The 23683-nt window shown below is 60.8% G+C and carries 17 protein-coding genes; 10 read left to right on the forward strand and 7 right to left on the reverse strand.

All coding sequences use genetic code 11. The annotated features are described in order from the left end of the window. Nucleotides 1–7: 7 nt before the first annotated feature. Nucleotides 8–2023, reverse strand: a complete 2016-nt coding sequence (locus tag AOA60_RS06705) for a type VI secretion system tip protein VgrG (protein WP_099583738.1) — start codon at nt 2021–2023, stop codon at nt 8–10. Nucleotides 2024–2228: 205 nt separating this feature from the next. Beyond that, a complete protein-coding gene (gene putP, locus AOA60_RS06710) occupies nt 2229–3713 on the reverse strand; it encodes a sodium/proline symporter PutP (RefSeq protein ID WP_099583739.1) in 1485 nt (494 codons plus the stop codon). 460 nt (nt 3714–4173) lie between these two features. Between putP and putA the strand changes: the two genes are divergently transcribed. Further along, the gene (putA, locus tag AOA60_RS06715) at nt 4174–8127 is read left to right on the forward strand and encodes a trifunctional transcriptional regulator/proline dehydrogenase/L-glutamate gamma-semialdehyde dehydrogenase (RefSeq protein WP_099583740.1); all 3954 of its coding nucleotides are present in this window, start codon (nt 4174–4176) and stop codon (nt 8125–8127) included. A gap of 122 nt (nt 8128–8249) precedes the next feature. Next, on the forward strand, nt 8250–10052 hold the full coding sequence (locus AOA60_RS06720; protein WP_099583741.1) for an acyl-CoA dehydrogenase: 1803 nt from the start codon (nt 8250–8252) through the stop codon (nt 10050–10052). On the opposite strand, the gene AOA60_RS06725 is transcribed toward AOA60_RS06720, so the two are convergent. Both AOA60_RS06725 and AOA60_RS06730 read right to left on the reverse strand, forming a co-directional pair. After that, nucleotides 10049–10339, reverse strand: coding sequence for a cell division protein ZapA (locus tag AOA60_RS06725; protein WP_032890345.1), 291 nt, complete (start codon nt 10337–10339; stop codon nt 10049–10051). The two genes, AOA60_RS06720 and AOA60_RS06725, sit on opposite strands and share 4 nt — an antisense overlap. Beyond that, the gene (locus AOA60_RS06730; protein WP_099583742.1) at nt 10336–10566 is read right to left on the reverse strand and encodes a hypothetical protein; all 231 of its coding nucleotides are present in this window, start codon (nt 10564–10566) and stop codon (nt 10336–10338) included. The genes AOA60_RS06725 and AOA60_RS06730 overlap by 4 nt, the downstream gene beginning before the upstream one ends. Before the next feature lie 278 nt (nt 10567–10844). Here AOA60_RS06730 and AOA60_RS06735 point away from each other — a divergent pair, with 278 nt between their 5' ends. The 4 genes from AOA60_RS06735 (at nt 10845) to selO (ending at nt 19334) form a co-directional block, all read left to right on the forward strand. Then, a complete protein-coding gene (locus AOA60_RS06735; protein ID WP_099583743.1) occupies nt 10845–12470 on the forward strand; it encodes a methyl-accepting chemotaxis protein in 1626 nt (541 codons plus the stop codon). A gap of 173 nt (nt 12471–12643) precedes the next feature. Next, nucleotides 12644–14386 carry a potassium/proton antiporter gene (locus AOA60_RS06740; protein WP_099583744.1) on the forward strand — a complete coding sequence of 581 codons (1743 nt, stop codon included), beginning with the start codon at nt 12644–12646 and terminating at the stop codon, nt 14384–14386. 52 nt (nt 14387–14438) lie between these two features. Continuing rightward, nucleotides 14439–17822 carry a mechanosensitive channel MscK gene (gene mscK, locus AOA60_RS06745; RefSeq protein WP_099583745.1) on the forward strand — a complete coding sequence of 1128 codons (3384 nt, stop codon included), beginning with the start codon at nt 14439–14441 and terminating at the stop codon, nt 17820–17822. Nucleotides 17823–17870: 48 nt separating this feature from the next. Further along, nucleotides 17871–19334, forward strand: a complete 1464-nt coding sequence (gene selO, locus AOA60_RS06750) for a protein adenylyltransferase SelO (RefSeq protein ID WP_099583746.1) — start codon at nt 17871–17873, stop codon at nt 19332–19334. Between the two features lie 5 nt (nt 19335–19339). Here the strand turns inward: selO and AOA60_RS06755 are convergent, their stop codons facing one another. Then, nucleotides 19340–19741 carry a type II toxin-antitoxin system HigA family antitoxin gene (locus AOA60_RS06755; RefSeq protein WP_099583747.1) on the reverse strand — a complete coding sequence of 134 codons (402 nt, stop codon included), beginning with the start codon at nt 19739–19741 and terminating at the stop codon, nt 19340–19342. Continuing rightward, a complete protein-coding gene (locus AOA60_RS06760; RefSeq protein WP_099583748.1) occupies nt 19738–20034 on the reverse strand; it encodes a type II toxin-antitoxin system HigB family toxin in 297 nt (98 codons plus the stop codon). The genes AOA60_RS06755 and AOA60_RS06760 overlap by 4 nt, the downstream gene beginning before the upstream one ends. 236 nt (nt 20035–20270) lie before the next feature. On the opposite strand from AOA60_RS06760, the gene trxC reads away from it, so the two are divergent. Continuing rightward, nucleotides 20271–20705 (forward strand): thioredoxin TrxC, encoded by a 435-nt coding sequence (trxC, locus tag AOA60_RS06765; RefSeq protein ID WP_099583749.1) that lies wholly within the window; start codon nt 20271–20273, stop codon nt 20703–20705. Between the two features lie 122 nt (nt 20706–20827). Here trxC and AOA60_RS06770 read toward each other — a convergent pair whose 3' ends face one another. Continuing rightward, nucleotides 20828–21598 carry a ParA family protein gene (locus AOA60_RS06770; protein ID WP_099583750.1) on the reverse strand — a complete coding sequence of 257 codons (771 nt, stop codon included), beginning with the start codon at nt 21596–21598 and terminating at the stop codon, nt 20828–20830. Between the two features lie 327 nt (nt 21599–21925). On the opposite strand from AOA60_RS06770, the gene AOA60_RS06775 reads away from it, so the two are divergent. Genes AOA60_RS06775 through AOA60_RS06785 form a run of 3 tightly spaced genes read left to right on the forward strand, consistent with a single transcriptional unit; the run spans nt 21926 to nt 23680 of the window. After that, entirely contained in the window at nt 21926–22645 is a 720-nt protein-coding gene (locus AOA60_RS06775) for a beta-ketoacyl synthase chain length factor (RefSeq protein ID WP_099583751.1), read from the forward strand. After that, entirely contained in the window at nt 22621–23433 is an 813-nt protein-coding gene (locus AOA60_RS06780) for a 1-acyl-sn-glycerol-3-phosphate acyltransferase (RefSeq protein WP_099583752.1), read from the forward strand. The genes AOA60_RS06775 and AOA60_RS06780 overlap by 25 nt, the downstream gene beginning before the upstream one ends. Continuing rightward, complete coding sequence (locus tag AOA60_RS06785; RefSeq protein ID WP_078823008.1) at nt 23411–23680, forward strand: phosphopantetheine-binding protein; 270 nt, start codon at nt 23411–23413, stop codon at nt 23678–23680. The genes AOA60_RS06780 and AOA60_RS06785 overlap by 23 nt, the downstream gene beginning before the upstream one ends. Nucleotides 23681–23683 lie beyond the last annotated feature (3 nt).

Here is a 23683-nt window from a genome sequence, read left to right on the forward strand (position 1 = left end):
ATTCCTTTTAAGGCTGAGTTGAATGGGTGACAGCGCACTGCCCGTTCCTGCAACGCTCACATTCCTCACAAAAGGGCGCACTACGTTTCAAGCTGGCCACCTGCACCAGGCTAAGCGGTGCGGGGATTATCGCCAGCAGTTTTTCCTGAATACCCGGCATCAACGGTGCCGCCGCCGGAGCGGGCCCGCCGCCAAGCTGGATCGGCACGCTGCTGAAAATCCCGCCCGCCGAAAGGGTGATCGATTGCCCGCCCGCCTGAATCGTCACGCTCGCCCCGGCGTCAATCACAACGCTTTGCCCTGCGCCGATCTGAATGGTCTGCCCGGCGCGCATCTGCTGCGAACCACCAACGACCAAGTGATCATCCTGCTTGAGTTCGATCAGGCGGTTGCCGTGGGTAATGCGCTGCTCTTCACCTTGCAGTTCATGGTGCGACTCGCCCCCCACCCTGATGCGACGCTGATTGTCGACCTCCACCCGCTGGTCATGCAGCACATGCTGGGTAAAATCCCGCTGGGCGCGCAAGTAGATTTCCTCGGAGCCCTTGCGGTCTTCGATGCGCAGCTCGCTGTAACCACCGCCGCCGGGGCTGCTCTGGCTACGGAAGACACTGCGGGTCTTGTCTGCGGGCAGGTCGAGGGGCACCGCCGTCGCCGCATTGGGCAGGCAACCCATCACCAGCGGCATGTCCATATCACCATTGACGAACCCCACCAGCACTTCCATACCCACTCGCGGAATAAGTACCGCACCATAGCGGTCATGGGCCCAACCGCTGGCCACCCGCAGCCAGCAGCTGGAATGGTCGTTGTGCTCCCCGAGTCGATCCCAGGCCAGTTGCACCTTGACCCGCCCGTATTCGTCACAATGAATTTCACTGTCGACGGGGCCAGTCACCACAGCGTTTTGATAACCCGCCAATGTCGGCCGCGGTTGCTCGGGCAAGGGCGGGCGAAAGATCACGTCCCACGGTGAGGCAACAAACTCATTGCGATAACCCTGACGAAAATCGCCACCGGCAACCTCGGTCACAGCCTCCTCCAGCACCTGGGGTTGTTTGCCTTCGTGGGTAACGTGCGTCACCAGCCACAAGTCATTCCATGCGTCACGCGGGTGACCGGTCAACGTGAGGAAATGGCCGCAGACCAATGCGGGATCATCACCGCTGCCACGGGCAATTCGATAGTCGCTACGGTGCCGCTCCAACACCCGTTGCGCGAGGTATTTACCGTGGGGCCGATCAGAAAAGTGACCGGGGTACCCCTGCTCTTCAAGCCGTGGCGACTGTGCGCCGGCAACGCCACTCTCCAACACCAGGTTCGGCTTACGGAAATCGTAGTCGCGCAGGTTGACCGCCGTGGTGCGGGTTGCCAGTTGCACCACAAAGCGCTTGATCGCAGGCGTATCCGCCACCATCCCGGAACCTGGCTGATAGGGCGTCGGCTGGTCTGGCTGGGCGAACACGGTCTGGTCATCGCCAAACACCAGCAGATGCCGTTCGGGCGAGTGCCGGAAGTGATAGTGAATACCCTGCTCGGCACATAGCCGCTGAATGAAGGCCAGGTCGCTTTCACCGAATTGCACGCAATACTCGCGCTCGGGGTAATGACCACTCAGGTGAAACTCGAATTGGTCGGCATGGACCCCCTGCTCCGCCAGCACCAGCGTAACGATCTGCGGCACTGTCTTGTGCTGGAATATGCGCTGGTGACTGCTGTGCTGCAGATACGCAAGCTGCGGCACGAGCTGGATCTGATAACGCGTCAGGCGCCGCCCGGAATCGCCCTGCGCCACCCGATAGACCAGGCCATGGATGCCATGCCCCTGATCGTCGAAACCGAGATAGACCTGGCGATGCAGCAAGCTCTCCAAATCGAGGTCGGGCTGCTCACTGACCAGCTCCAGGTCAAAACAATAGGGCTGGCTGACGGCTTCGGCGCCGTGAAACTCAAATACCTTGAGTTCACTCGGTTCCCCGTCAAGGGTCAGGGTAAAGGCATGTTGATTGGCAGGAGCGAACATCCGGTGTTTCTCTGCGAGGGGTAGGCGGTGGATTCTGCACCACTGCCTTGCCCTGCAGAGCGCGCGTCCGATAAATCAGTAAAGCCCTACACATGGGCGTATGAATCGCCCTCAACCCGTGAAAAAACACGCACAAAAAAAAGGCCCGCCATCCGTAGGACGCGGGCCTTTTTTTCAACTCATCGGACGCTCAGCGCCAGACGAATTACTTGTTGAGGTTGTAGTCTTTTTCCGCTGCATCAAAACGCTCAACCATACCGGCAGTCGGTGCGCCCATTTTGCTCACGAAGTAGATCGCGAGGCTGGCGAAGATGAAGCCTGGGATGATTTCGTACAGGCCCAACAGTTCGAAGTGCTTCCACACGATCACGGTGATCGCGCCGACCAGGATACCGGCCAGTGCGCCGTTGCGTGTCATGTCTTTCCAGATCACCGAGATCAGGACCACAGGACCGAATGCGGCACCGAAACCAGCCCAGGCGTAGCTCACCAGACCCAGTACACGGTTTTCCGGGTTGGCGGCCATGGCGATGGCGATCAGGGCAACCACCAGCACCATCAGGCGACCGATCCATACCAGTTCGAGCTGGGAGGCGTTCTTGCGCAGGAACGCTTTGTAGAAGTCTTCGGTCAGGGCGCTGGAGCACACCAGCAACTGGCAGCTCAAGGTACTCATTACAGCCGCCAGGATCGCCGACAGCAAGACACCGGCAACCCACGGGTTGAACAGGATTTTGGCCAGCTCGATAAACACACGCTCAGGGTTTTCGGTCACGGGACCTGCCACTTCCGGGTGCGCCGAGAAGTAGGCAATACCGAAGAAGCCTACGGCCACAGTACCGGCCAGGCACAGGATCATCCAGGTCATGGAGATACGACGCGCCTTGGCGATCGACTTGACCGAATCCGCCGCCATGAAGCGCGCGAGGATGTGCGGCTGGCCGAAGTAGCCCAGGCCCCAGCCCATCAGCGAGATCACGCCGATGAAGGTGGTGTTTTTCAGCATGTCGAAACTGGTTGGGTCCTTGGCTTCAATCGCCAGGAACGTGGTGTCAACACCGCCGGTGGCCAGCAGCACGATGATGGGCGTCAGGATCAACGCGAAGATCATCAGCGTGGCTTGCACGGTATCGGTCCAGCTCACTGCCAGGAAACCACCGATGAAGGTGTAGGCAATTGTCGCGGCAGCACCGGCCCACAGCGCCGTCTCGTAGGACATGCCGAAGGTGCTTTCGAACAGACGGGCACCGGCCACGATGCCGGATGCGCAGTAGATGGTGAAGAACACCAGGATCACGACCGCAGAGATGATGCGCAGCAGGCCGCTTTTATCTTCGAAACGGCTGGAGAAGTAATCCGGCAGCGTCAGGGCGTCACCGTTGTGCTCGGTCTGTACCCGCAGGCGACCGGCCACGAACAACCAGTTGAGGTAAGCACCGACGATCAGGCCGATGGCGATCCAGCTTTCCGACAGACCGGACATGTAGATCGCGCCCGGCAGGCCCATCAACAACCAGCCGCTCATGTCGGAAGCACCGGCGGACAAGGCTGTCACCACGCTACCGAGGCTGCGACCGCCCAGGATGTAATCGGAAAGGTTGTTGGTGGAGCGATAGGCCATCAGGCCGATCAGCACCATTGCTGCGATGTAGATCACGAACGTGATCAAGGTTGGATTACTAACGCTCATATGAGTGACGCCCTGGCTTTGTTTTTATGTAGCAGCGGTCTGACAGACGCTACCCACTGTATAGCTGGGTAAACGAACCTGCGTGCCGCGCATTTATGACTGACGTTTCCCCAGGAAAGCCGTCAGCCGATGAACCTCGTTTTACCGACGGTTGCACCTTGGTCGCGAATGCTATTCAACAAAGCAAATAAGGTGCAACCAGTTTCTTTCGAATAAGTTGCACCCAGATATGAAATCGACAAAACGCCCTGTTTTTGCTCCTTTTCGGAGCAAGAACAGCCGAAGTCAGAAGCAAATGCACCAAGACAAAGCGGATTCAGTTGTCGCCAAATTTATTTCGGATGAACGTCGAGAATTTCATGGATAAAAAAGGTTGCACCCGGTTGCACCTCTTGATGCGCAAAGCTAATCTTGCCGCCAGCTGATGCCACTCGGTAGTGGCACCCATGAGGATAAGAAAATGGCGACAACCACCCTTGGGGTCAAACTTGACGACCCGACCCGCGAACGCCTGAAGGCTGCCGCGACCTCCATTGATCGCACGCCGCACTGGCTGATCAAGCAGGCGATTTTCAATTACCTGGAGAAACTGGAGGGTGGTGCAACCCTGACCGAACTCAACGGCTTGAGCAGCAAGGACGCCGATGATGCAGGCGAGGTCCAGGCGGACCACGCGCACCAATGCTTCCTTGAGTTCGCCGAGAGCATCCTGCCGCAGTCCGTACTGCGCGCCTCGATCACCGCCGCTTACCGTCGCCCTGAGCCGGAAGTGGTACCGATGCTGATCGAACAGGCTCGTCTGCCGGCCCCGATGGCCGAAGCTACCAACAAGCTGGCCGCCTCCATTGCAGAGAAACTGCGCAATCAAAAGAGTGCCGGCGGCCGTGCCGGTATTGTTCAGGGCCTGCTGCAAGAATTCTCGCTGTCGTCCCAGGAAGGCGTGGCGCTGATGTGCCTGGCCGAAGCGCTGCTGCGCATCCCGGACAAAGGCACCCGTGACGCGCTGATCCGCGACAAGATCAGCACCGGCAACTGGCACCCGCACCTGGGCAACAGCCCGTCGCTGTTCGTCAACGCCGCCACCTGGGGCCTGCTGCTGACCGGTAAACTGGTCGCCACCCATAACGAAGCGGGCTTGACCTCGTCCCTGAGCCGCATCATCGGCAAGAGCGGCGAGCCGATGATCCGCAAGGGCGTCGACATGGCCATGCGCCTGATGGGCGAGCAGTTCGTCACCGGCGAAACCATCGCCGAAGCCCTGGCCAACGCGAGCAAGTTCGAAGCCAAAGGTTTCCGCTATTCCTACGACATGCTCGGTGAAGCCGCACTCACCGAACACGATGCCCAGAAATACCTGGCGTCGTACGAACAAGCCATTCACTCCATCGGCAAAGCCTCTCACGGTCGTGGGATTTATGAAGGCCCGGGCATTTCCATCAAGCTGTCGGCACTGCACCCGCGTTACAGCCGGGCGCAGTACGAGCGTGTGATGGACGAGTTGTACCCGCGCCTGCTGTCCCTGACCCTGCTGGCCAAGCAATACGACATCGGCCTGAACATCGATGCCGAAGAAGCCGACCGCCTGGAGCTGTCCCTGGACCTGCTGGAGCGCCTGTGCTTCGAGCCGCAACTGACCGGCTGGAACGGCATCGGTTTCGTGATCCAGGCCTACCAGAAACGTTGCCCGTATGTGATCGACTACGTCATCGACCTGGCGCGCCGCAGCCGCCATCGCCTGATGATCCGCCTGGTAAAAGGTGCGTACTGGGACAGCGAAATCAAGCGCGCCCAGGTCGAAGGCCTGGAAGGCTACCCGGTCTACACCCGCAAGGTGTACACCGACGTTTCCTACATTGCCTGCGCACGCAAACTGCTGTCGGTGCCGGAAGTCATCTACCCGCAGTTCGCCACGCACAACGCCCATACCCTGTCGGCCATCTACCATATCGCCGGCCAGAACTATTACCCCGGCCAGTACGAATTCCAATGCCTGCACGGCATGGGTGAGCCGCTGTACGAACAGGTTGTAGGCAAGGTATCCGAAGGCAAGTTGAACCGTCCGTGCCGCGTGTACGCACCGGTCGGCACCCACGAAACACTCCTGGCTTATCTGGTTCGACGCCTGCTGGAAAACGGCGCCAACACCTCGTTCGTCAATCGCATCGCCGACCAGTCCATCTCCATTCAGGAGCTGGTGGCCGACCCAGTGGCCAGCATCGAGCAAATGGCTACGCAGGAAGGCGGCTTCGGCTTGCCGCACCCGCGTATCCCCTTGCCGCGTGACCTTTACGGCAGCGACCGCGCCAACTCGGCGGGTATCGACCTGGCCAACGAACACCGCCTGGCGTCGCTGTCCTGCGCCTTGCTGGCGACCGCACACAACAACTGGAAAGCCGCGCCGATGCTGGGTTGCGCCTCCAGCGACCAGCCGTCTGCGCCGGTATTGAACCCGTCTGACCTGCGAGATGTGGTCGGCCAGGTTCAAGAAGCCACGGTCGAAGACGTCGACAACGCGATTCAATGCGCCATCAACGCAGGCCCGATCTGGCAGGCTACTCCGCCCGCCGAACGCGCTGCGATCCTGGAACGCGCCGCTGACCTGATGGAGGGCGAGATCCAGCCGCTGATGGGCCTGCTGGCTCGCGAAGCTGGCAAGACCTTCGCCAACGCCATTGCCGAAGTGCGTGAAGCCGTGGACTTCCTGCGTTACTACGCCGTACAGGCCCGTAACGACTTCACCAATGATGCCCACCGCCCACTGGGCCCGGTGGTCTGCATCAGCCCATGGAACTTCCCGCTGGCAATTTTCAGTGGCCAAGTTGCCGCCGCATTGGCCGCCGGCAACCCGGTACTGGCCAAGCCTGCCGAGCAAACCCCGCTGGTTGCTGCACAAGCCGTGCGCATCCTGCTGGAAGCCGGTATTCCGGAAGGCGTGCTGCAACTGCTGCCGGGCCAGGGCGAAAGCGTGGGTGCCCGCCTGGTGGGTGATGATCGCGTCAAAGGCGTGATGTTCACCGGCTCCACCGAAGTGGCGCGCCTGCTGCAACGCAATGTCGCCGGTCGTCTGGATGCCCAGGGTCGTCCGATCCCGCTGATCGCCGAAACCGGTGGCCAGAACGCGATGATCGTGGATTCTTCGGCGCTGACCGAGCAGGTGGTTATCGACGTAGTCTCTTCGGCCTTCGACAGTGCCGGCCAGCGTTGCTCGGCCCTGCGTGTACTTTGCCTGCAGGAAGATTCGGCAGACCGCGTCATCGAAATGCTCAAGGGCGCCATGGCTGAATGCCGCCTCGGTAACCCGGAACGCCTGTCGGTAGACATTGGCCCGGTGATCGACGCCGAAGCCAAGGCCGGCATCGAGAAACACATCCAGGCCATGCGCGACAAAGGCCGCAATGTGTACCAAGTGGCGATTGCCGATGGTGAAGAGGTCAAGCGCGGCACCTTCGTGATGCCAACCCTGATCGAGCTGGAAAGCTTCGACGAGCTGCAACGCGAGATCTTCGGCCCGGTGCTGCACGTGGTGCGCTACAAGCGTAAAGAGATCGACCAACTGATCGGCCAGATCAACGCATCCGGTTACGGCCTGACCCTGGGCGTGCATACCCGTATCGACGAGACCATCGCCAAGGTGATCGACAACGTCAATGCCGGTAACGTCTACGTGAACCGTAACATCGTGGGTGCCGTGGTCGGCGTGCAACCGTTCGGCGGCGAAGGCTTGTCGGGTACTGGCCCGAAGGCCGGCGGCCCGCTGTACCTGTACCGCCTGCTGTCGACTCGTCCTACCGATGCGATCGAGCAATCCTTCGTACGTGGCGACAAGTTGGCTGCACCGGATGTACGTCTGCGCGACGCCATGAGCCAACCGCTGACCGCCCTGAAAGCCTGGGCTGACAGCCAGTCGTTCAGCGAGCTGAGTGCCCTGTGCAGCCAGTTCGCCGCGCAGTCCCAGAGCGGTATCACCCGTCAACTGGCCGGCCCGACCGGCGAGCGCAACAGCTACGCCATCCTGCCCCGCGAGCACGTGTTGTGCCTGGCGGACGTGGAAGGCGATCTGTTGACGCAACTGGCGGCAGTGCTGGCGGTGGGTGGTTCTGCGGTATGGCCGGAAACTGACCTGACCAAGGCCTTGTTCCCACGCCTGCCTAAGGACATTCAGGCGAAGATCAAGCGCGTGGCGGATTGGACCAAGGACGAGGTGGTGTTTGACGCGGTCCTGCATCACGGTGATTCCGACCAACTGCGTGCGGTGTGCCAGCAAGTGGCACAGCGCGGTGGGGCGATTGTCGGCGTGCATGGTTTGTCGCAAGGCGAAACGGCGATCGCACTGGAGCGCCTGGTGATCGAGCGGGCGTTGAGCGTCAACACCGCTGCGGCGGGCGGCAACGCCAGCCTGATGACCATCGGCTAACTAATGTGGGAGGGGGCTTGCCCCCTCCCACATTCTGGTCCTCCATCACCCAGATCAATCTTGCTATCCACCCTCCATTCGCACACTTAGACTCAGGCCAATTCCTCCAAAGGTAAGCCGCCATGTCCGAGACGCTGCTCAGTTCCCGCAATCTGGCTTTCGAGCTGTACGAAGTCCTCGATGCCGAGGGCCTGACCCAGCGCGAGCGGTTTGCCGAGCACAACCGCGAAACCTTCGATGCGGCCATCAGCACGGCCCGCTCCATCGCCGAAAAATATTTCGCGCCGCATAACCGCAAAAACGACGAAAACGAACCGCGCTACGAAGACGGTCAGGCGATCCTGATCCCGGAAGTCAAACCGGCCGTGGATGCCTTCCTGGAGGCCGGCTTCCTCAATGCCGCCCGCAGTTTCGAAGCCGGTGGCATGCAACTGCCGACCTTGCTGTCCCAGGCCTGCTTTGCGCACTTCCAGTCGGCCAACGCAGCGTCTACTTCCTACCCGTTCCTGACCATGGGCGCGGCCAACCTGATCGAAAGCTTCGGCACCGAGGAGCAGAAGCAACGCTTCCTGCAACCGATGATCGACGGACGCTTCTTCGGCACCATGGCCCTGACCGAACCCCACGCGGGCTCATCGCTGTCGGATATTCGTACACGCGCCGAACCTGCGGCTGACGGCAGCTATCGCCTCAAGGGCAACAAGATCTTTATCTCCGGGGGCGACCATCCGCTGTCGGAAAACATCGTGCACATGGTGCTGGCCAAGCTGCCGGACGCGCCGGCCGGGGTGAAGGGCATTTCGCTGTTTATCGTGCCCAAATTCCTGGTCAACGATGACGGCAGCCTCGGTGCACGCAACGACGTGTTGTTGGCCGGGCTGTTTCACAAGATGGGCTGGCGCGGCACCACGTCGACCGCGCTGAATTTCGGCGATAACGGCAACTGTGTCGGCTATCTGGTGGGCAAGCCACACCAGGGGCTGAGCTGCATGTTCCAGATGATGAACGAAGCGCGCATCGGCGTCGGCATGGGCGCGGTCATGCTCGGTTACGCCGGCTACCTGTATTCCCTGGAATACGCCCGCGAACGCCCGCAAGGCCGTCTGCCTGATAGCAAAGATCCTACAACGGCGCCGGTCTCGATCATCCAGCACGCTGACATCAAGCGCATGCTGCTGACCCAAAAAGCCTACGTCGAAGGCGCCTTCGACCTGGGTCTGTACGCCGCGCGCCTATTCGATGACACCACCACACTGGCAACCGAGACCGAGCGCAAACAGGCCCACGAGCTGCTGGACCTGCTCACGCCCATCGTCAAATCCTGGCCCTCGGAGTTCTGCCTCAAGGCTAACGAACTGGCGATCCAGATCCTCGGCGGCCACGGCTACACCCGCGAATACCCGGTGGAACAGTACTACCGCGACAACCGCCTGAACCCGATCCACGAAGGCACCCACGGCATCCAGTCCCTGGATTTGCTCGGGCGCAAGCTGGCGCAGAATGGCGGCGCGGGGCTAAAGCAACTGATCCGCCTGATCGCCGAAACCGGCACCCGCGCCCAGGAGTACCCATCACTTACCGCCATCAGAGAACCGCTGGAACACCTGGTAGCGCGCCTGCAACAAGTCACCCTGGGCCTGCTGACGGATCTCGCCCACGGCAAGGTCAACAGCAGCCTGGCGAACTCGGCGCTGTACCTGAAAGTGTTCGGGCATACGGTGATTGGCTGGCGCTGGCTGGAGCAGGCGATTCGCGCCGAAGAAGGGCTGGCCAGGGGCAATGCGGCGGATGTTGCCTTCTATAAAGGCAAGCTCCAGGCCGCCCGTTACTTCCTGACCTGGGAAGTACCGGGCTGCCATCATGAACTGGCTATTCTGGAGGCACGCGATGATACGTGCCTGGGGATGCAGGATGCGTGGTTCTAAGGCTGGATCGCCTTGGAAATCACCTCGACCGTGGCGCTGACTTGCTCTTGGTAACGGTCGAGTTCCTGTTGATGAGCCTGCTGCAATTCGATCTGCTCGGCGCACAGGTTCAGCGCCGCCAGCACCAGTAATTTGTCACCGATCAGGGTCGGGTACTTTTTCTTGGTGGTGGCCAGGGAGGCCTTGAGCATGGTCACGGCGTGCATCAGGGTCTTGTCTTCCCCCGCTGGCGCCTTGATCGAGTAATCCTCTCCGAGAATCGAAACGACCTTTATCCCTTCATTCATGCGCTGACAGGCCCTGCGCTCACACGCTCAACCAACGCCTGGATACGGGCAGCGGTAGCGCCGTGTTTTTCTTCCTGTTCCATCAGGCTCAGTTGCAGGCTGTCGTTCTCATCCTTGGCATTGGCCAGTTCGGCCTTGAGGGATTCGTTGCGGCCCAGCAGGTCTTGATTCTGCTGTACCAGGTCGCTGACCAGTTGTTCCAATTGGCTGAGGGATGCTTCTAACATTTTGATTTCTCGGGCTTTTTCAAAGGGCGGTGACGATAAAGAAAATTCACCTCGTATGCCAGGGTTATCCCCGGCGCGCAGCCCGATTTTTAAGGGCCGGGCCGCACTTTCGAGCCTTAGTGACTGCATTTACCCGATCTGGTTCCTGAATCGGCCAAACCCCTCGTCAGATGCGACAAAAACGCACACGCCCCTTTAGACTTTAGTCGTAGGACCGATAGAGAGGCACACCCCGTCTCACCCCCCGCACGGATCGCGCTTCTCCCCAGGATTCCCGCATGTCGCTTCGTAATATGAATATCGCTCCGAGGGCCTTCCTCGGCTTTGCGTTTATTGGTGCACTGATGCTGTTTCTCGGTGTGTTCGCCCTGAACCAGATGAGCAAGATCCGTGGCGCGACCGAAGACATCACCCTGTCCAGCGTGCCAAGCATCCGTGCGCTTGATGAGTTCACCCAACTGACCCTGCGCCTGCGGGTGCTGTCGTACCGCTTGCTGACCAACCGCGAGCCGGACGTGCAGCAAAAGACCCTGGAGTCCTTCGAGCTGCGCAACCAGCAGATCCGCACCGCCCAGGACGTCTACGAAAAACTGATCGAAAGCAGCGAAGAGCGCTCCACCTACAACGAATACGTGCGCTTGCTCGGCCAGTACCATCAGATCGAAGAGCGCATGAAGAGCCTGTCCCGCGCCAATCAGGTGGAAGAGTTGCGTACGCTGCTCAATACCGAGCTGCTGAGCAACTCCGAGCAGGTCAACGCAGTGCTCACCCGTTTGCTGGACATCAACAACAAGATGGCCCTGGCGACTAACCAGGAGGCTGAAGACCAATACAACGCGGCCTTCGACCTGGTCGTGGGCCTGCTGGTGATCGCCACGGCGCTGACCGTGCTGTTTGCCTGGCTGTTGACCCGCAGCATCACCGTCCCGATCGCCCAGGCGCTGGAAGCCGCCGAAGAAGTGGCCGAAGGTAACCTGACGCGGCCGATCAAGGTTGATGGCAACGACGAAGCCGGACGCCTGCTCGCCGCCATGGCCAAGATGCAGGACAAGCTGCGCGACACCCTGCAACGCATCGCCGGCTCTGCCACCCAGTTGGCCTCCGCCGCCGAAGAGCTGAACGCCGTCACCGACGAAAGCGCCCGTGGCCTGATCCAGCAGAACAACGAAATCGAGCAAGCCGCCACCGCCGTCAACGAGATGACCAGCGCTGTCGAAGAAGTTGCGCGCAATGCGGTGAGCACTTCCGAAGCCTCGCGCAATGCCACCTCTTCGGCCGGCGATGGCCGTGACCTGGTACAGGAAACCGTCAGCGCCATCGAACGCATGAGCGGCGACGTACAAGCCACCGCCACGCTGATTGGCGACCTGGCCAATGAGTCGCGGGATATCGGCAAGGTGCTGGACGTGATTCGCGGTCTGGCCGACCAGACCAACCTGCTGGCCCTGAATGCCGCCATCGAAGCAGCGCGCGCCGGTGAAGCCGGGCGTGGGTTTGCGGTGGTGGCCGACGAAGTACGCGCCCTCGCCCATCGCACCCAGCAGTCCACCAGCGAGATCGAGCGGATGATCGGCAGTATCCAGGCCGGCACCGAGCACGCGGTGGACTCGATGCGTAACAGCACCGAACGTGCTGAATCGACACTGAACATCGCCAAAGGCGCAGGGATGTCGCTGGACACCATCAACACGGCGATTGTGCAGATCAATGAACGTAACCTGGTGATCGCCAGCGCAGCGGAAGAGCAGGCGCAGGTGGCACGGGAAGTAGACCGCAACCTGGTGAACATTCGTGACCTGTCGGTGCAGTCGGCGACCGGCGCCAGCCAGACCAGTGCGGCGAGCAGTGAGTTGTCGCGGTTGGCGGTGGATTTGAATGGGATGGTGGGGCGGTTCCGCCTCTAACTGAATGCACTCAGTTAAAAATGTGGGAGGGGGCTTGCGCCCTCCCACATTCAGATCTGCGCCCGGCGTTAAAAGCTTTTTGACAGCACCGCAATTCAACAGGTTAGAATCCCTGGCACGCAGACTGCATGGTCAGTTTGCGTCCCGTCTTGTTTGCTTATGGAGTACTGCCTTTGAATGCGACGACCATCAACAGCCTGTTCTTGATCGGCGCGTTGCTGGTGAGTGCGAGCATTCTGGTGAGTTCTCTTTCGTCGCGCCTGGGGATTCCGATCCTGGTGATCATCCTGGCCGTGGGCATGGTCGCCGGCGTCGATGGCGGCGGCATCATTTTCGACAACTACCCGACCGCCTACCTGGTGGGCAACCTCGCACTGGCCGTGATCCTGCTCGACGGTGGCTTGCGCACGCGGGTGGCGAGTTTCCGCGTGGCACTCTGGCCGGCGTTGTCCCTGGCCACGGTGGGGGTGTTGATCACCACCGGCCTCACCGGCATGGCGGCAGCCTGGCTGTTTGACCTCAATATTATCCAAGGCTTGTTGATTGGCGCGATTGTCGGTTCCACCGACGCCGCGGCGGTATTCTCGCTGCTCGGCGGCAAGGGCCTGAACGAACGGGTTACCGCCACGCTGGAAATCGAATCCGGCAGCAACGACCCAATGGCGGTGTTCCTCACCGTCACCCTGATCGACATGCTCGCCAGCGGCCAGACCGGCCTGCACTGGAGCCTGCTGACGCATCTGGTGCGCGAATTCGGCATCGGCGGCATGGTTGGCCTGGGCGGCGGCTGGCTGATGCTGCAGATGGTCAACCGCATCAACCTGGCCACCGGCCTGTATCCGATCCTGGTGATCGCCGGTGGCCTGTTCGTCTTCGCCCTGACCAACGCCTTGCACGGCAGCGGTTTCCTCGCCGTTTACCTGTGCGGCCTGGTGATCGGCAACCGCCCGGTGCGCAGCCGTCATGGCATCTTGCATATGCTCGACGGCATGGCCTGGCTCGCACAGATCGGCATGTTCCTGGTGCTGGGCCTGTTGGTCACGCCCCATGATTTGCTGCCAATCGCCCTGCCGGCCCTGGGCTTGGCGCTGTGGATGATCCTGTTTGCGCGGCCGTTGTCGGTGATGGTCGGCCTGCTGCCGTTCAAGGCATTCCACGGTCGCGAAAAAGGCTTTATCGCGTGGGTCGGCCTGCGCGGCGCGGTGCCGATCATTCTCGCGGTGTTCCCGCTGATGGCCGGCCTGCCCCATGCGCAGCTGTACTTCAACCTGGCGTTCTTTATCGTGCTGGTGTCACTGCTGGTACAAGGCACGAGCCTGCCGTGGGTGGCCAAGTTGCTGAAAGTGACCGTACCACCGGACCCGGCGCCGATCTCCCGTGCAGCCCTGGAAGTACACGTTACCAGCGAGTGGGAGCTGTTCGTGTACCGCCTGGGCGCCGAAAAATGGTGCATCGGCGCAGCCCTGCGCGAGCTGAAAATGCCCGAAGGCACGCGGATTGCGGCACTGTTCCGTGGCCAGCAACTGCTCCATCCGTCGGGTAGTACGGTGCTGGAAGTCGACGATCTGCTCTGTGTGATCGGCCATGAACACAACCTGCCAGCCCTCGGCAAACTGTTCAGCCAGGCACCGCAACGCGGCCTCGACCTGCGCTTCTTCGGCGACTTCGTGCTGGAAGGCGACGCCCAACTGGGCGCGGTTTCGGCCCTGTACGGCCTGAAGTTGGAGGGTATCGATCCGGACATGCCACTGAGCAGCTTCATCACCCAAAAAGTCGGCGGCGCCCCCATCGTCGGCGACCAGGTGGAGTGGAACAACACCATCTGGACCGTCGCGGTCATGGACGGGAACAAGATCGGCAAAGTGGGCGTCAGATTCCCCGAAGGAAGTCGCCCGGGCCCCGGACTCTTCCTCTAAACTGCGGAGCGACAGCACGCTCCCGATTCTTCACCTTGCAAGACCGGTGTCTATGCCAACCCTGCGCACGTTTCTCGCCACTGCCCTGCTGGGCCTGACCCTTTGTTTCGGCAGCGTCTATGCCGCCGACCCGCCCAGCGCCGATGCCATCCAGCAAACCCTGGACAAGCTGCCCGACCGCAAGCTGCCCGACGCCGACATGAAGGCGCTGCAAACCATCCTGCAGCAGACCCTGACGTATCTGGGCAACCAGCAGGATTACGAGCAGCGCCTGGTCGAGCTCAAGCGCCAGCTGGAAGACGCGCCGCGCCAGACCAGCGAAAACCAGCGCGAGCTGACCCGCCTCAAGGCTACCAAAATCATCCCGGTGGCCCAGCGCTATGCCACGCTGCCGGTGCCGCAGCTTGAGCAATTGCTAGTGCAGCGCACCACCCAGCAAGGCGACCTGCAAAAAGACCTGGCCGAAGCCAACAGCCTGACCATCGCCGCCCAGACCCGCCCCGAACGCGCCCAGACCGAAATCAGCAGCAGCCAGACGCGCATCCTGCAGATCAATTCGACGCTAAAGGCCGGCAAGGACAATGGCAAAGCGCTTAACAGCGACCAACGCAACCAACTGAACGCCGAGCTCGCCGCACTCAATGCCCTGATCCCCCTGCGCCGCCAGGAACTGGCCGGCAACAGCCAGCTGCAAGACCTGGGCAACAGCCAGCATGACCTGGTGGTGGAAAAAATCGCGCGTCTGGAACAAGAGATCCAGGACCTGCAAACCCTGATCAACCAGAAGCGCCTGGCCCAGTCCCAACAGACCGTGACCCAGCAGTCCATCGAAGCGCAAAAGGCCGGAGGCAGCAGCCTGTTGGCCACGGAAAGTGCGGCCAACCTGAAGCTTTCCGACTACCTGCTCAAAAGCACCGACCGCCTCAACGACCTGACCCAGAAGAACCTGCAGACCAAGCAGCAACTGGACACCGTGACCCAGAGCGACTCAGCCCTGGATGAGCAAATCAGTGTGCTCAAGGGCAGCCTGCTGCTGTCGAAGATTCTGTATAAGCAAAAACAGGCACTGCCGCGCCTGACCGTGGACCGTGACCTGGCCGACGACATTGCCAACATTCGCCTGTACCAGTTCGAGGTCAACCAGCAACGCGAACTGATCAGTTCCCCCAGTACTTATGTCGACAACCTGCTGGCCAACCAGCCACCGGACGACGTCACCCCGCAACTGCGCCGCACCCTGCTGGAACTGGCGGTCACCCGCAGCGACCTGTTGGAGCGCTTGAGCCGCGAGCTGAGTGCACTGCTCAACGAATCCATCACCCTGCAACTCAACCAGAAACAACTGCTCAGCACCGCCACCACCCTGCGCGCCACGCTCGACGAGCAGATGTTCTGGATCCCGAGCAACAAGCCGCTGGACACCGAGTGGCTGGAGACCGTGCCGGCGCACCTGAGCAAGCAAGTCACCACCCTGCCCTGGGCCTCCAGCGTCAGTGAGCTGTATGACGGCCTGACCCAGCGCCCATTGCTGTTCCTGCCGCTGTTGCTGTTGATCGGCTTCCTGCTGTGGCGGCGCACCGCGCTGTACGCCCGCCTGAAAAGGGTCCACCTGGACATCGGCCACTTCAAACGCGACAGCCAGTGGCACACGCCGCAGGCGATCCTGGTGAATATCCTGCTGGCGATGCCGGTAGCCCTGGGCCTGGCGCTGTGCGGTTATGCGCTGCAAATCGACGCCCGTGGGCAAAACGCCAACCTGGGCGCGGCATTGCTGCAGATCGCCCAGGCGTGGCTGGTGTTCTACACCGCCTACCGCATCCTGGCGCCGGGCGGCGTGGCCGAACTGCATTTTCGCTGGGAAAAACCCCAGGTCGAATTCCTGCAAGGCTGGGTGCGTAAACTCGGCCTGGTCGTACTGGCGCTGGTGGCCGTGGTGGCGATTGCCGAGCATCAACCGGCGGCACTGGCCGACGACGTGCTAGGCATCGCCGTGGTCCTGACGTGCTATGCGCTGATGGCCTGGCTGCTCGGGCGCCTGCTGCTGCACAGCCCGACCCACGAAAAAGCCTCGCTGTTCCGCAAAGCCGTGGGCCTGCTGTTTACCGCACTGCCCATCGCGCTGTTTATTGCCGTGTGCTTCGGCTACTACTACACCGCCCTGAAACTCAGCGACCGGTTGATCAACACCCTGTACCTGCTGATGTTCTGGCTGGTGATCGAAGCCACCTTCGTGCGTGGCCTGGGCGTTGCCGCCCGCCGCCTGGCCTATGCCCGAGCCCTGGCCAAACGCCAGGCCGCCAAGGAAGCCGGTGATGGCGAAGCCGTGATCGAAGAACCGACCCTGGACATCGAACAGGTCAACGAACAGTCCATGCGCCTGATTCGCCTGGCCCTGCTTGGCGGCTTTATCGCCGCGCTGTACTGGGTGTGGTCGGACCTGATCTCGGTGTTTTCCTACCTGGATAACGTCACGCTGTACGAATACACCAGCGGCACGGGTGCGAATATCAGCATGGTGCCTATCAGCATCGGCGACTTGCTCGGCGCGCTGATCATCATCGGCATCACCTTCGCCCTGGCGCGCAACCTGCCCGGTCTGCTGGAGGTGCTGGTACTGTCCAAGCTGGACCTGGCCCAGGGCAGCGCCTACGCCACCACCACCTTGCTGTCCTATGTGATTGCCGGCGTGGGCTTCGTGTCTACCCTGTCTACCCTCGGCGTGAGCTGGGACAAGCTGCAATGGCTGGTGGCCGCACTGTCGGTGGGCCTGGGCTTCGGCATGCAGGAGATCTTCGCCAACTTCATCTCCGGCATCATGATCCTGTTCGAACGCCCGGTGCGTATCGGCGACACCATCACCATCGGCAACCTGTCGGGCACGGTGAGCAAGATCCGCATCCGCGCCACCACCATCACCGACTTCGACCGCAAGGACATCATTGTCCCGAACAAGACGTTCATTACCGGGCAACTGATCAACTGGTCGCTGACCGACACCATCACCCGCGTCACCCTGAAGCTGGGCGTGGACTACGGCTCTGATCTGGACCTTGTGAGGGAATTGCTGCTCAAGGCTGCCAGGGAAAACCCACGGGTTCTGAAGGAGCCGGAACCTCACGTGTATTTCCTCAACTTCGGCGAAAGCACCCTCGACCACGAGCTGCGCATGCACGTGCGCGACCTCGGTGACCGCAACCCAGTGCTGGACGAGGTCAACCGCTATATCAACCGCGAGTTCAAGAAGCAGCACATCAACATCTCGTTCCGGCAGATGGAGGTGTACCTCAAGAACATGCACGGCCAGGAGTACAAACTGGTGCCGGTCGAGGATGATCGCAAGACCATCGCCGCGCCTGCCGCAGAGCAGGACGCCCCCGAGCCGCCGCCCGGTAAAGTCGAAGACGCGCCGGAACCGCCACCGAGCAAACTCGACTAAACGCCCTATCCCCAGCAGAATGTTCGGACATTCTGCTGGAGATGGCCGGTGAAAGCCCTCGACGAACTGACCTTCGACAACCGCTTCGCACGCCTGGGCGACGCGTTCTCAACCCACGTTTTGCCCGAGCCCCTCGACGAGCCGCGCCTTGTCGTGGCGAGCGATGCCGCCATGGCCCTGCTCGACCTCGACCCGACGGTGGCCGACACGCCGGTATTCGCCGAGCTGTTCGGCGGCCACAAGCTGTGGGCCGAAGCTGAGCCGCGTGCGATGGTCTATTCCGGGCATCAATTTGGCGGCTATTCCCCGCAGTTGGGCGATGGCCGTGGGTTGTTGCTCGGCGAGGTGTACAACCAGGCCGGCGAACACTGGGACCTGCACCTCAAGGGTGCCGGAATGACGCCTTACTCGCGGATGGGCGATGGCCGTGCGGTTTTGCGCTCGTCGATTCGGGAGTTTCTTGCCTCTGAAGCACTCCACGCGCTGGGCATCCCCAGTAGCCGTGCGCTGTGCGTGATCGGCTCCAGCACGCCGGTATGGCGCGAAAAACAGGAGCGCGGGGCGATGGTGCTGCGCCTGGCGCCGAGCCATATCCGCTTCGGGCATTTCGAATATTTCTACTACACCAAGAAACCAGAGCAGCAGGCGGAACTGGCCGAGCACGTGCTTTCACTGCACTACCCCGAGTGCAAGGAACAGCCTGAACCTTACCTCGCGATGTTCCGCGAAATCGTCGAACGCAATGCCGAGATGATCGCCAAATGGCAGGCCTATGGCTTCTGCCATGGCGTGATGAACACCGACAACATGTCGATCCTGGGCATCACCTTCGACTTCGGGCCGTTTGCGTTTCTGGATGATTTTGACGCGCACTTCATCTGCAACCATTCCGACCATGAAGGACGCTACTCGTTTAGCAACCAAGTGCCGATTGGCCAGTGGAACCTCAGCGCGCTGGCCCAGGCGCTGACGCCGTTTATCAGCGTTGAAGCCTTAAAGGAAGCCCTGGGCCTATACCTGCCGTTCTACCAGGCCCACTACCTCGACCTGATGCGCCGCCGCCTGGGGCTGACCACAGCCGAAGGCGACGACCAGAAATTGGTGGAGCGCCTGCTCAAGCTGATGCAGAACAGCGGCGTGGACTACACCCTGTTCTTCCGCCGTTTGGGGGATGAATCCGCAGCGCTGGCCGTGGCGCGGTTGCGCGATGATTTTGTCGACATGGCTGGGTTTGACGCCTGGGCCGAGCAGTACAAGGAACGTGTCGCACGGGATGGGAACTGCAGCGAAGAGCAGCGCCGTGAGCGGATGCACGCGGTGAACCCGTTGTACATCCTGCGCAACTACCTGGCACAGAACGCTATCACCGCCGCAGAATCAGGCGATTACAGCGAAGTGCGGCGGCTGCATGAGGTGCTTTCCAAGCCGTTTGAGGAACAGGCCGGAATGGAACAATACGCGCAGCGGCCGCCGGATTGGGGCAAGCATTTGGAGATAAGTTGTTCGTCGTGAAATCTTTAGATAAAGGTTTCCACTGAAACACCGAAACGCTCCGCCAGCCAACGAATCTGCCGCACGTTGAGCTGGCGCTTGCCGCTCAGTACTTCGGACACAACCGATTGAGCACCAACGCCCGGCAAGTCGCTCTGGGTGAGGTTGTGCTCGCGCATCATATAGCGCAGCACATCTACACCACTGGCGACGGGCATTGGCCGATGCGCATGATCATAGGCTTCGATCCAATCGCTGAGGATGTCCACCAAACTCATCAGCGGGCTGTCCTCATCTTCACCGATTAGGCTCAATAACTCGTCCAGGCAGCCTACCATCGCGTCGTAGTCTGCCTCGTTTTCCGGCTTTCGTAGTACTGGCGAAACGAATTGCCAGTGTTCGACCGCGACTCGCATAAGCGCGCTCATCTGATTTTTTCCTTCCATTTGTCTTTCTCATAATCGCGGTGATCAAGCAGGTGCTTGATGTAAACGTGCTGCACCTGATACTCCACGCTAGCAATCAACCTAAGCTTGTTGCCTCCAATATCAAATACATGAAACGCTCCGACCTTATCGGTGGCGGGGAACATGGTTTTCATCGCCGCAAAGTCTTTGGGGGAATTTCGCTTGATGATGCGATACCACTGATCCAACGCCGCTGCGGAACGGGGCCATTTTTCCTTTGCTTCCCAAATCCTTTTTTCACTGATGACTCGCATGCAACATCCTTATCGCATCGTGCTATGGAGGCTAAACCCGAATTGCGACTATCGCAATTTGCTATAGCCACAAGCAGACCAATGGTTCAAGACAAAACCGGCTCTAGCAGCCTAGATAGACAATCTCGCTTCGACATGGGCAGAACTGTGAGCGGATGAGTCGCATCTGCCTGACTTGATAAACCTAGCCCCCGACTCCAAATACAGTGCCATTGGCCACTTCCAAGGAGCCCTCAATGTCCGAACCTCTCGTCATCCCCTGCCCTCACTGCAACGGCCTCAACCGCATCCCCGGCGAACGCCTGGGAGATGCGCCCAAATGCGGGCGTTGTAAGCAACAGGTGTTGTTGAATAAGCCTTTTGAGCTGAAACAAGGCGACTACGCCAGCCAGATCAAGGGCGACCTGCCGCTTCTGGTCGATGTGTGGGCCGACTGGTGCGGGCCGTGCAAGTCGTTCGCGCCGGTGTTCGAACAGGCGGCCGGGCAGTTGGAGGCCAAGTGTCGGCTGGCCAAGCTGGACAGCGAGGCCAATCAGCAGTTGTCGGCGCAGTTGGGGATTCGCTCGATTCCCAGTTTGATTCTGTTCAAGAACGGCCGCGAAGTGGCGCGCCAGAGCGGCGCATTTCCGTTGCCGCAGTTGATGAGCTGGTTGCGCAGCCAAGGGGTGTAAACCAGCCCCTCAATCAACGGGATCAAATGTGGGAGGGGGCTTGCCCCCGATGGCGGTGGATCAGTACCAGGTGGGCTGGCTGACACACTGCTATCGGGGGCAAGCCCCCTCCCACACTCGATCTAGGCGCTTTCCAGCAGGTTATGCAACTCCACAAACTGCTGCGTCAGTTTATGCCGAGGGTCCAGGTGGATCAGCGGCTTGCTCTCCTGGTGCGACTCGCGCATGCGCACCGAACTGGCCAGGTACACCGGCAGCACCGGCAAGCCTTCGGCGATCAACTCCTCCAGCATCTGCTGCGGCAGGCTCGCTCGGGCCTGAAACTGGTTGACCACGATGCCTTCCACTTCAAGGCCTTCGTTGTGGTCTTCCTTCAATTCTTCGATTTCAGCCAGCAGGCCATACAAGGCCTGACGCGAGAAGCTGTCGCAATCGAAGGGGATCAGCACACGATCAGCGGCAATCAATGCTGAAACCGCATAAAAATTCAGTGCCGGTGGCGTATCGAGATAAATCCGGTCGTAATCTTCGGCCAGTTCATCCAGCAACTTTCGCAGTTTGTTGATCTTGTGCTTGGCTTCAAGCTTAGGCTGCAGGTCCGCCAGCTCTGCGGTGGCGGTGATCACGTGCAGGTTGTCGAACGGCGTTTCGTAAATATCGACCTTGTTCTTCTTCGAAAACGGTCCGGAAGACAGGGTTTGCTTGAAAAAGTCCGCGATCCCCATGGGGATGTCGTTGCCGGTCAGCCCGGTGAGGTACTGGGTAGAGTTGGCTTGTGCATCGAGGTCCACCAACAGGGTTCGATAGCCTTCGCTGGCGCTGACCGCCGCCAGGTTGCAGGCGATGCTGGACTTGCCAACGCCGCCTTTCTGATTGAACACCACACGCCGCATGGAAAAACCTCCGTGTATCAATGAATGTCCGAGTGTAGAGGGCAAAAGCGCCTGTTAGCTACCTCGTTCAACAATGCATCGCTGCATCAAAGGCAAGTCACGTACGAGTGATTAGGAACGGGCCGACAAGCCAACCCAGCCGTCCATAACGGACAATCTGTAAATCTTTACCAACAATTTGTATTCCGCCGTGAACAAACCTTTACCAAAGTTTGCTAGAACCCCACGGCACCGGGATAATGCGCGCCATTCGGCGATTGCTCCCTGTCCCGGTATTCGGGGCCAAAAGCCGCACATGGAAGCCCGCAGGGGCGGGATAACTTCTCAGTGATCAACTTCAATATCGCCCAATGGCGCGCCTGGGCCCCAGGGCTGGAGAGTGCGCACGACTGGCACGCCTGGTGCCAGGCCCCTGCGCTGCTGCCCGCCAGCGATGCCTCGCCCGACGTGTCGTTCCTGCCTGCTATGCAGCGCCGCCGCCTGAGCCGGCTGGCACGCATGGCGTTCAGCGTGGGCTGGCCGCTGGCCGAAGGCCTGCAAGACCTGCCGCTGGTGTTTATTTCCCGGCATGGCGAAACCCCGCGCACCCTCGACATCCTCAGTGACCTGGCCAACGACCAGCCCCTGTCGCCAACCCAGTTCAGCCTGTCGGTGCATAACGCGGTGATTGGCCTGTGGTCGATCCTGCGCAATGAAACCAGTGAAATGACCGCCCTCGCCGCCGCCGGCGACGGCCTGGAGCACGGCCTGCTGGAAGCCGCCGCGCTGCTCAACGAAGGCGCCCCGGCTGTTTTGCTGGTAATCACCGAAGAACAGCCGCCCGAGGCCTACGCCAGTTGGATCGTTGACGTGCCCTTCCCCTACGCCCTCGGCCTGCTGCTGACCCCAGGCGACGAGTGGCAACTGGAACTCACGCCCGGCACTGTCCAAGCCACTCAAACCCAGTGGCCCCATGCCCTGAACCTGCTGCGCACCCTGCTCACCGAACAGGGTGCCTGCCAACATGCCTGGAAGAACCGTGTATGGAACTGGCAACGCAAGCCCTGACCGACAAGCCACGGGACGCCTATTACTGGCGCCTGTTCGCCACCGCCGCCAGCTTCTTCCTGTTTGGTGTCGGTGGGCTGTGCCTGCGTTTGCTGGTGTTTCCGGTGCTCAGTTGCCTGCCGGGCAGCGCCGACAAGCATCAGCGTCGCGCCCGTCACACCATCAGCAAGCTGTTCTGGTTCTTTATTCGCCTGATGCAACGCGCGGGCGTGCTGACCTACAGCGTCGAAGGCGCCGAGAAACTCGGTCGCCCTGGCCAGATGATCGTCGCCAACCACCCGTCGCTGATCGATGTGGTGTTCCTGATCGGCCTGATGCGTCAGACCAACTGCGTGGTCAAGCAGAGCCTGTGGCAGAACCCGTTCACCCGTGGGCCGATACGCGATGCCGGCTATATCAGCAATGACGGCAGCGCAGAGATGCTGGATGCCGCCGCCGACGCCCTGCGCGAAGGCCAGACGCTGATCATCTTCCCTGAAGGCACCCGCACCACGCCCGGCGCAGCGCCCGCCTTTCATCGCGGCGGCGCCGCCATTGCGCTGCGGGGTGCGACAATCATCACCCCCGTGGTGATCAAGGTCAGCCCCACCACCTTGACCAAGGCCGAACCCTGGTATCGCATCCCCAAACGCCGTTTTCACTTCAGTTTGCGCGTGGGGGCCGATATAGAACCACAGGCGTTCGCAACACTGGGGCCCGCGCCTCAGGCTTCACGCAAGCTCAACGATTACCTGCACCACTATTTCATTAAGGAGCTCGCCGAAGATGAGCGACCAACACCGCCTTGAGCACGACATAAAGATGCTGATCATCGAGGCCCTGGGCCTGGAGGACATCAGCCCCGACGACATCGGCAGCGAGCAGACCTTGTTCGGCGAAGGCCTGGGCCTGGATTCGGTAGACGCCCTGGAATTGGGCCTGGCAATCCAGAAAACGTACGGCATCAAGATCGATGCCGACGCCAAGGACACACGCAATCACTTCACCAACGTGGCCAGCCTTGCGGCGTTCGTCACGGCCAGAAAGGCAGCTTGAGAC

Source organism: Pseudomonas sp. 2822-17, assembly GCF_002742485.1.
Classification (GTDB): Bacteria; Pseudomonadota; Gammaproteobacteria; order Pseudomonadales; family Pseudomonadaceae; genus Aquipseudomonas; species Aquipseudomonas cyclaminis.

Excerpts from the sequence above, each read along its gene's own strand:
- AOA60_RS06785 (WP_078823008.1), top strand. The coding sequence starts at position 23,411 with ATGAGCGACCAACACCGCCTTGAGCACGACATAAAGATGCTGATCATC.
- AOA60_RS06780 (WP_099583752.1), top strand. The coding sequence starts at position 22,621 with ATGGAACTGGCAACGCAAGCCCTGACCGACAAGCCACGGGACGCCTAT.
- AOA60_RS06770 (WP_099583750.1), bottom strand. The coding sequence starts at position 21,598 with ATGCGGCGTGTGGTGTTCAATCAGAAAGGCGGCGTTGGCAAGTCCAGC.
- AOA60_RS06725 (WP_032890345.1), bottom strand. The coding sequence starts at position 10,339 with ATGAATGAAGGGATAAAGGTCGTTTCGATTCTCGGAGAGGATTACTCG.
- AOA60_RS06720 (WP_099583741.1), top strand. The coding sequence starts at position 8,250 with ATGTCCGAGACGCTGCTCAGTTCCCGCAATCTGGCTTTCGAGCTGTAC.
- putA (WP_099583740.1), top strand. The coding sequence starts at position 4,174 with ATGGCGACAACCACCCTTGGGGTCAAACTTGACGACCCGACCCGCGAA.
- mscK (WP_099583745.1), top strand. The coding sequence starts at position 14,439 with ATGCCAACCCTGCGCACGTTTCTCGCCACTGCCCTGCTGGGCCTGACC.
- AOA60_RS06730 (WP_099583742.1), bottom strand. The coding sequence starts at position 10,566 with ATGTTAGAAGCATCCCTCAGCCAATTGGAACAACTGGTCAGCGACCTG.
- putP (WP_099583739.1), bottom strand. The coding sequence starts at position 3,713 with ATGAGCGTTAGTAATCCAACCTTGATCACGTTCGTGATCTACATCGCA.
- AOA60_RS06705 (WP_099583738.1), bottom strand. The coding sequence starts at position 2,023 with ATGTTCGCTCCTGCCAATCAACATGCCTTTACCCTGACCCTTGACGGG.
- AOA60_RS06760 (WP_099583748.1), bottom strand. The coding sequence starts at position 20,034 with ATGCGAGTCATCAGTGAAAAAAGGATTTGGGAAGCAAAGGAAAAATGG.
- AOA60_RS06735 (WP_099583743.1), top strand. The coding sequence starts at position 10,845 with ATGTCGCTTCGTAATATGAATATCGCTCCGAGGGCCTTCCTCGGCTTT.
- AOA60_RS06755 (WP_099583747.1), bottom strand. The coding sequence starts at position 19,741 with ATGAGCGCGCTTATGCGAGTCGCGGTCGAACACTGGCAATTCGTTTCG.
- trxC (WP_099583749.1), top strand. The coding sequence starts at position 20,271 with ATGTCCGAACCTCTCGTCATCCCCTGCCCTCACTGCAACGGCCTCAAC.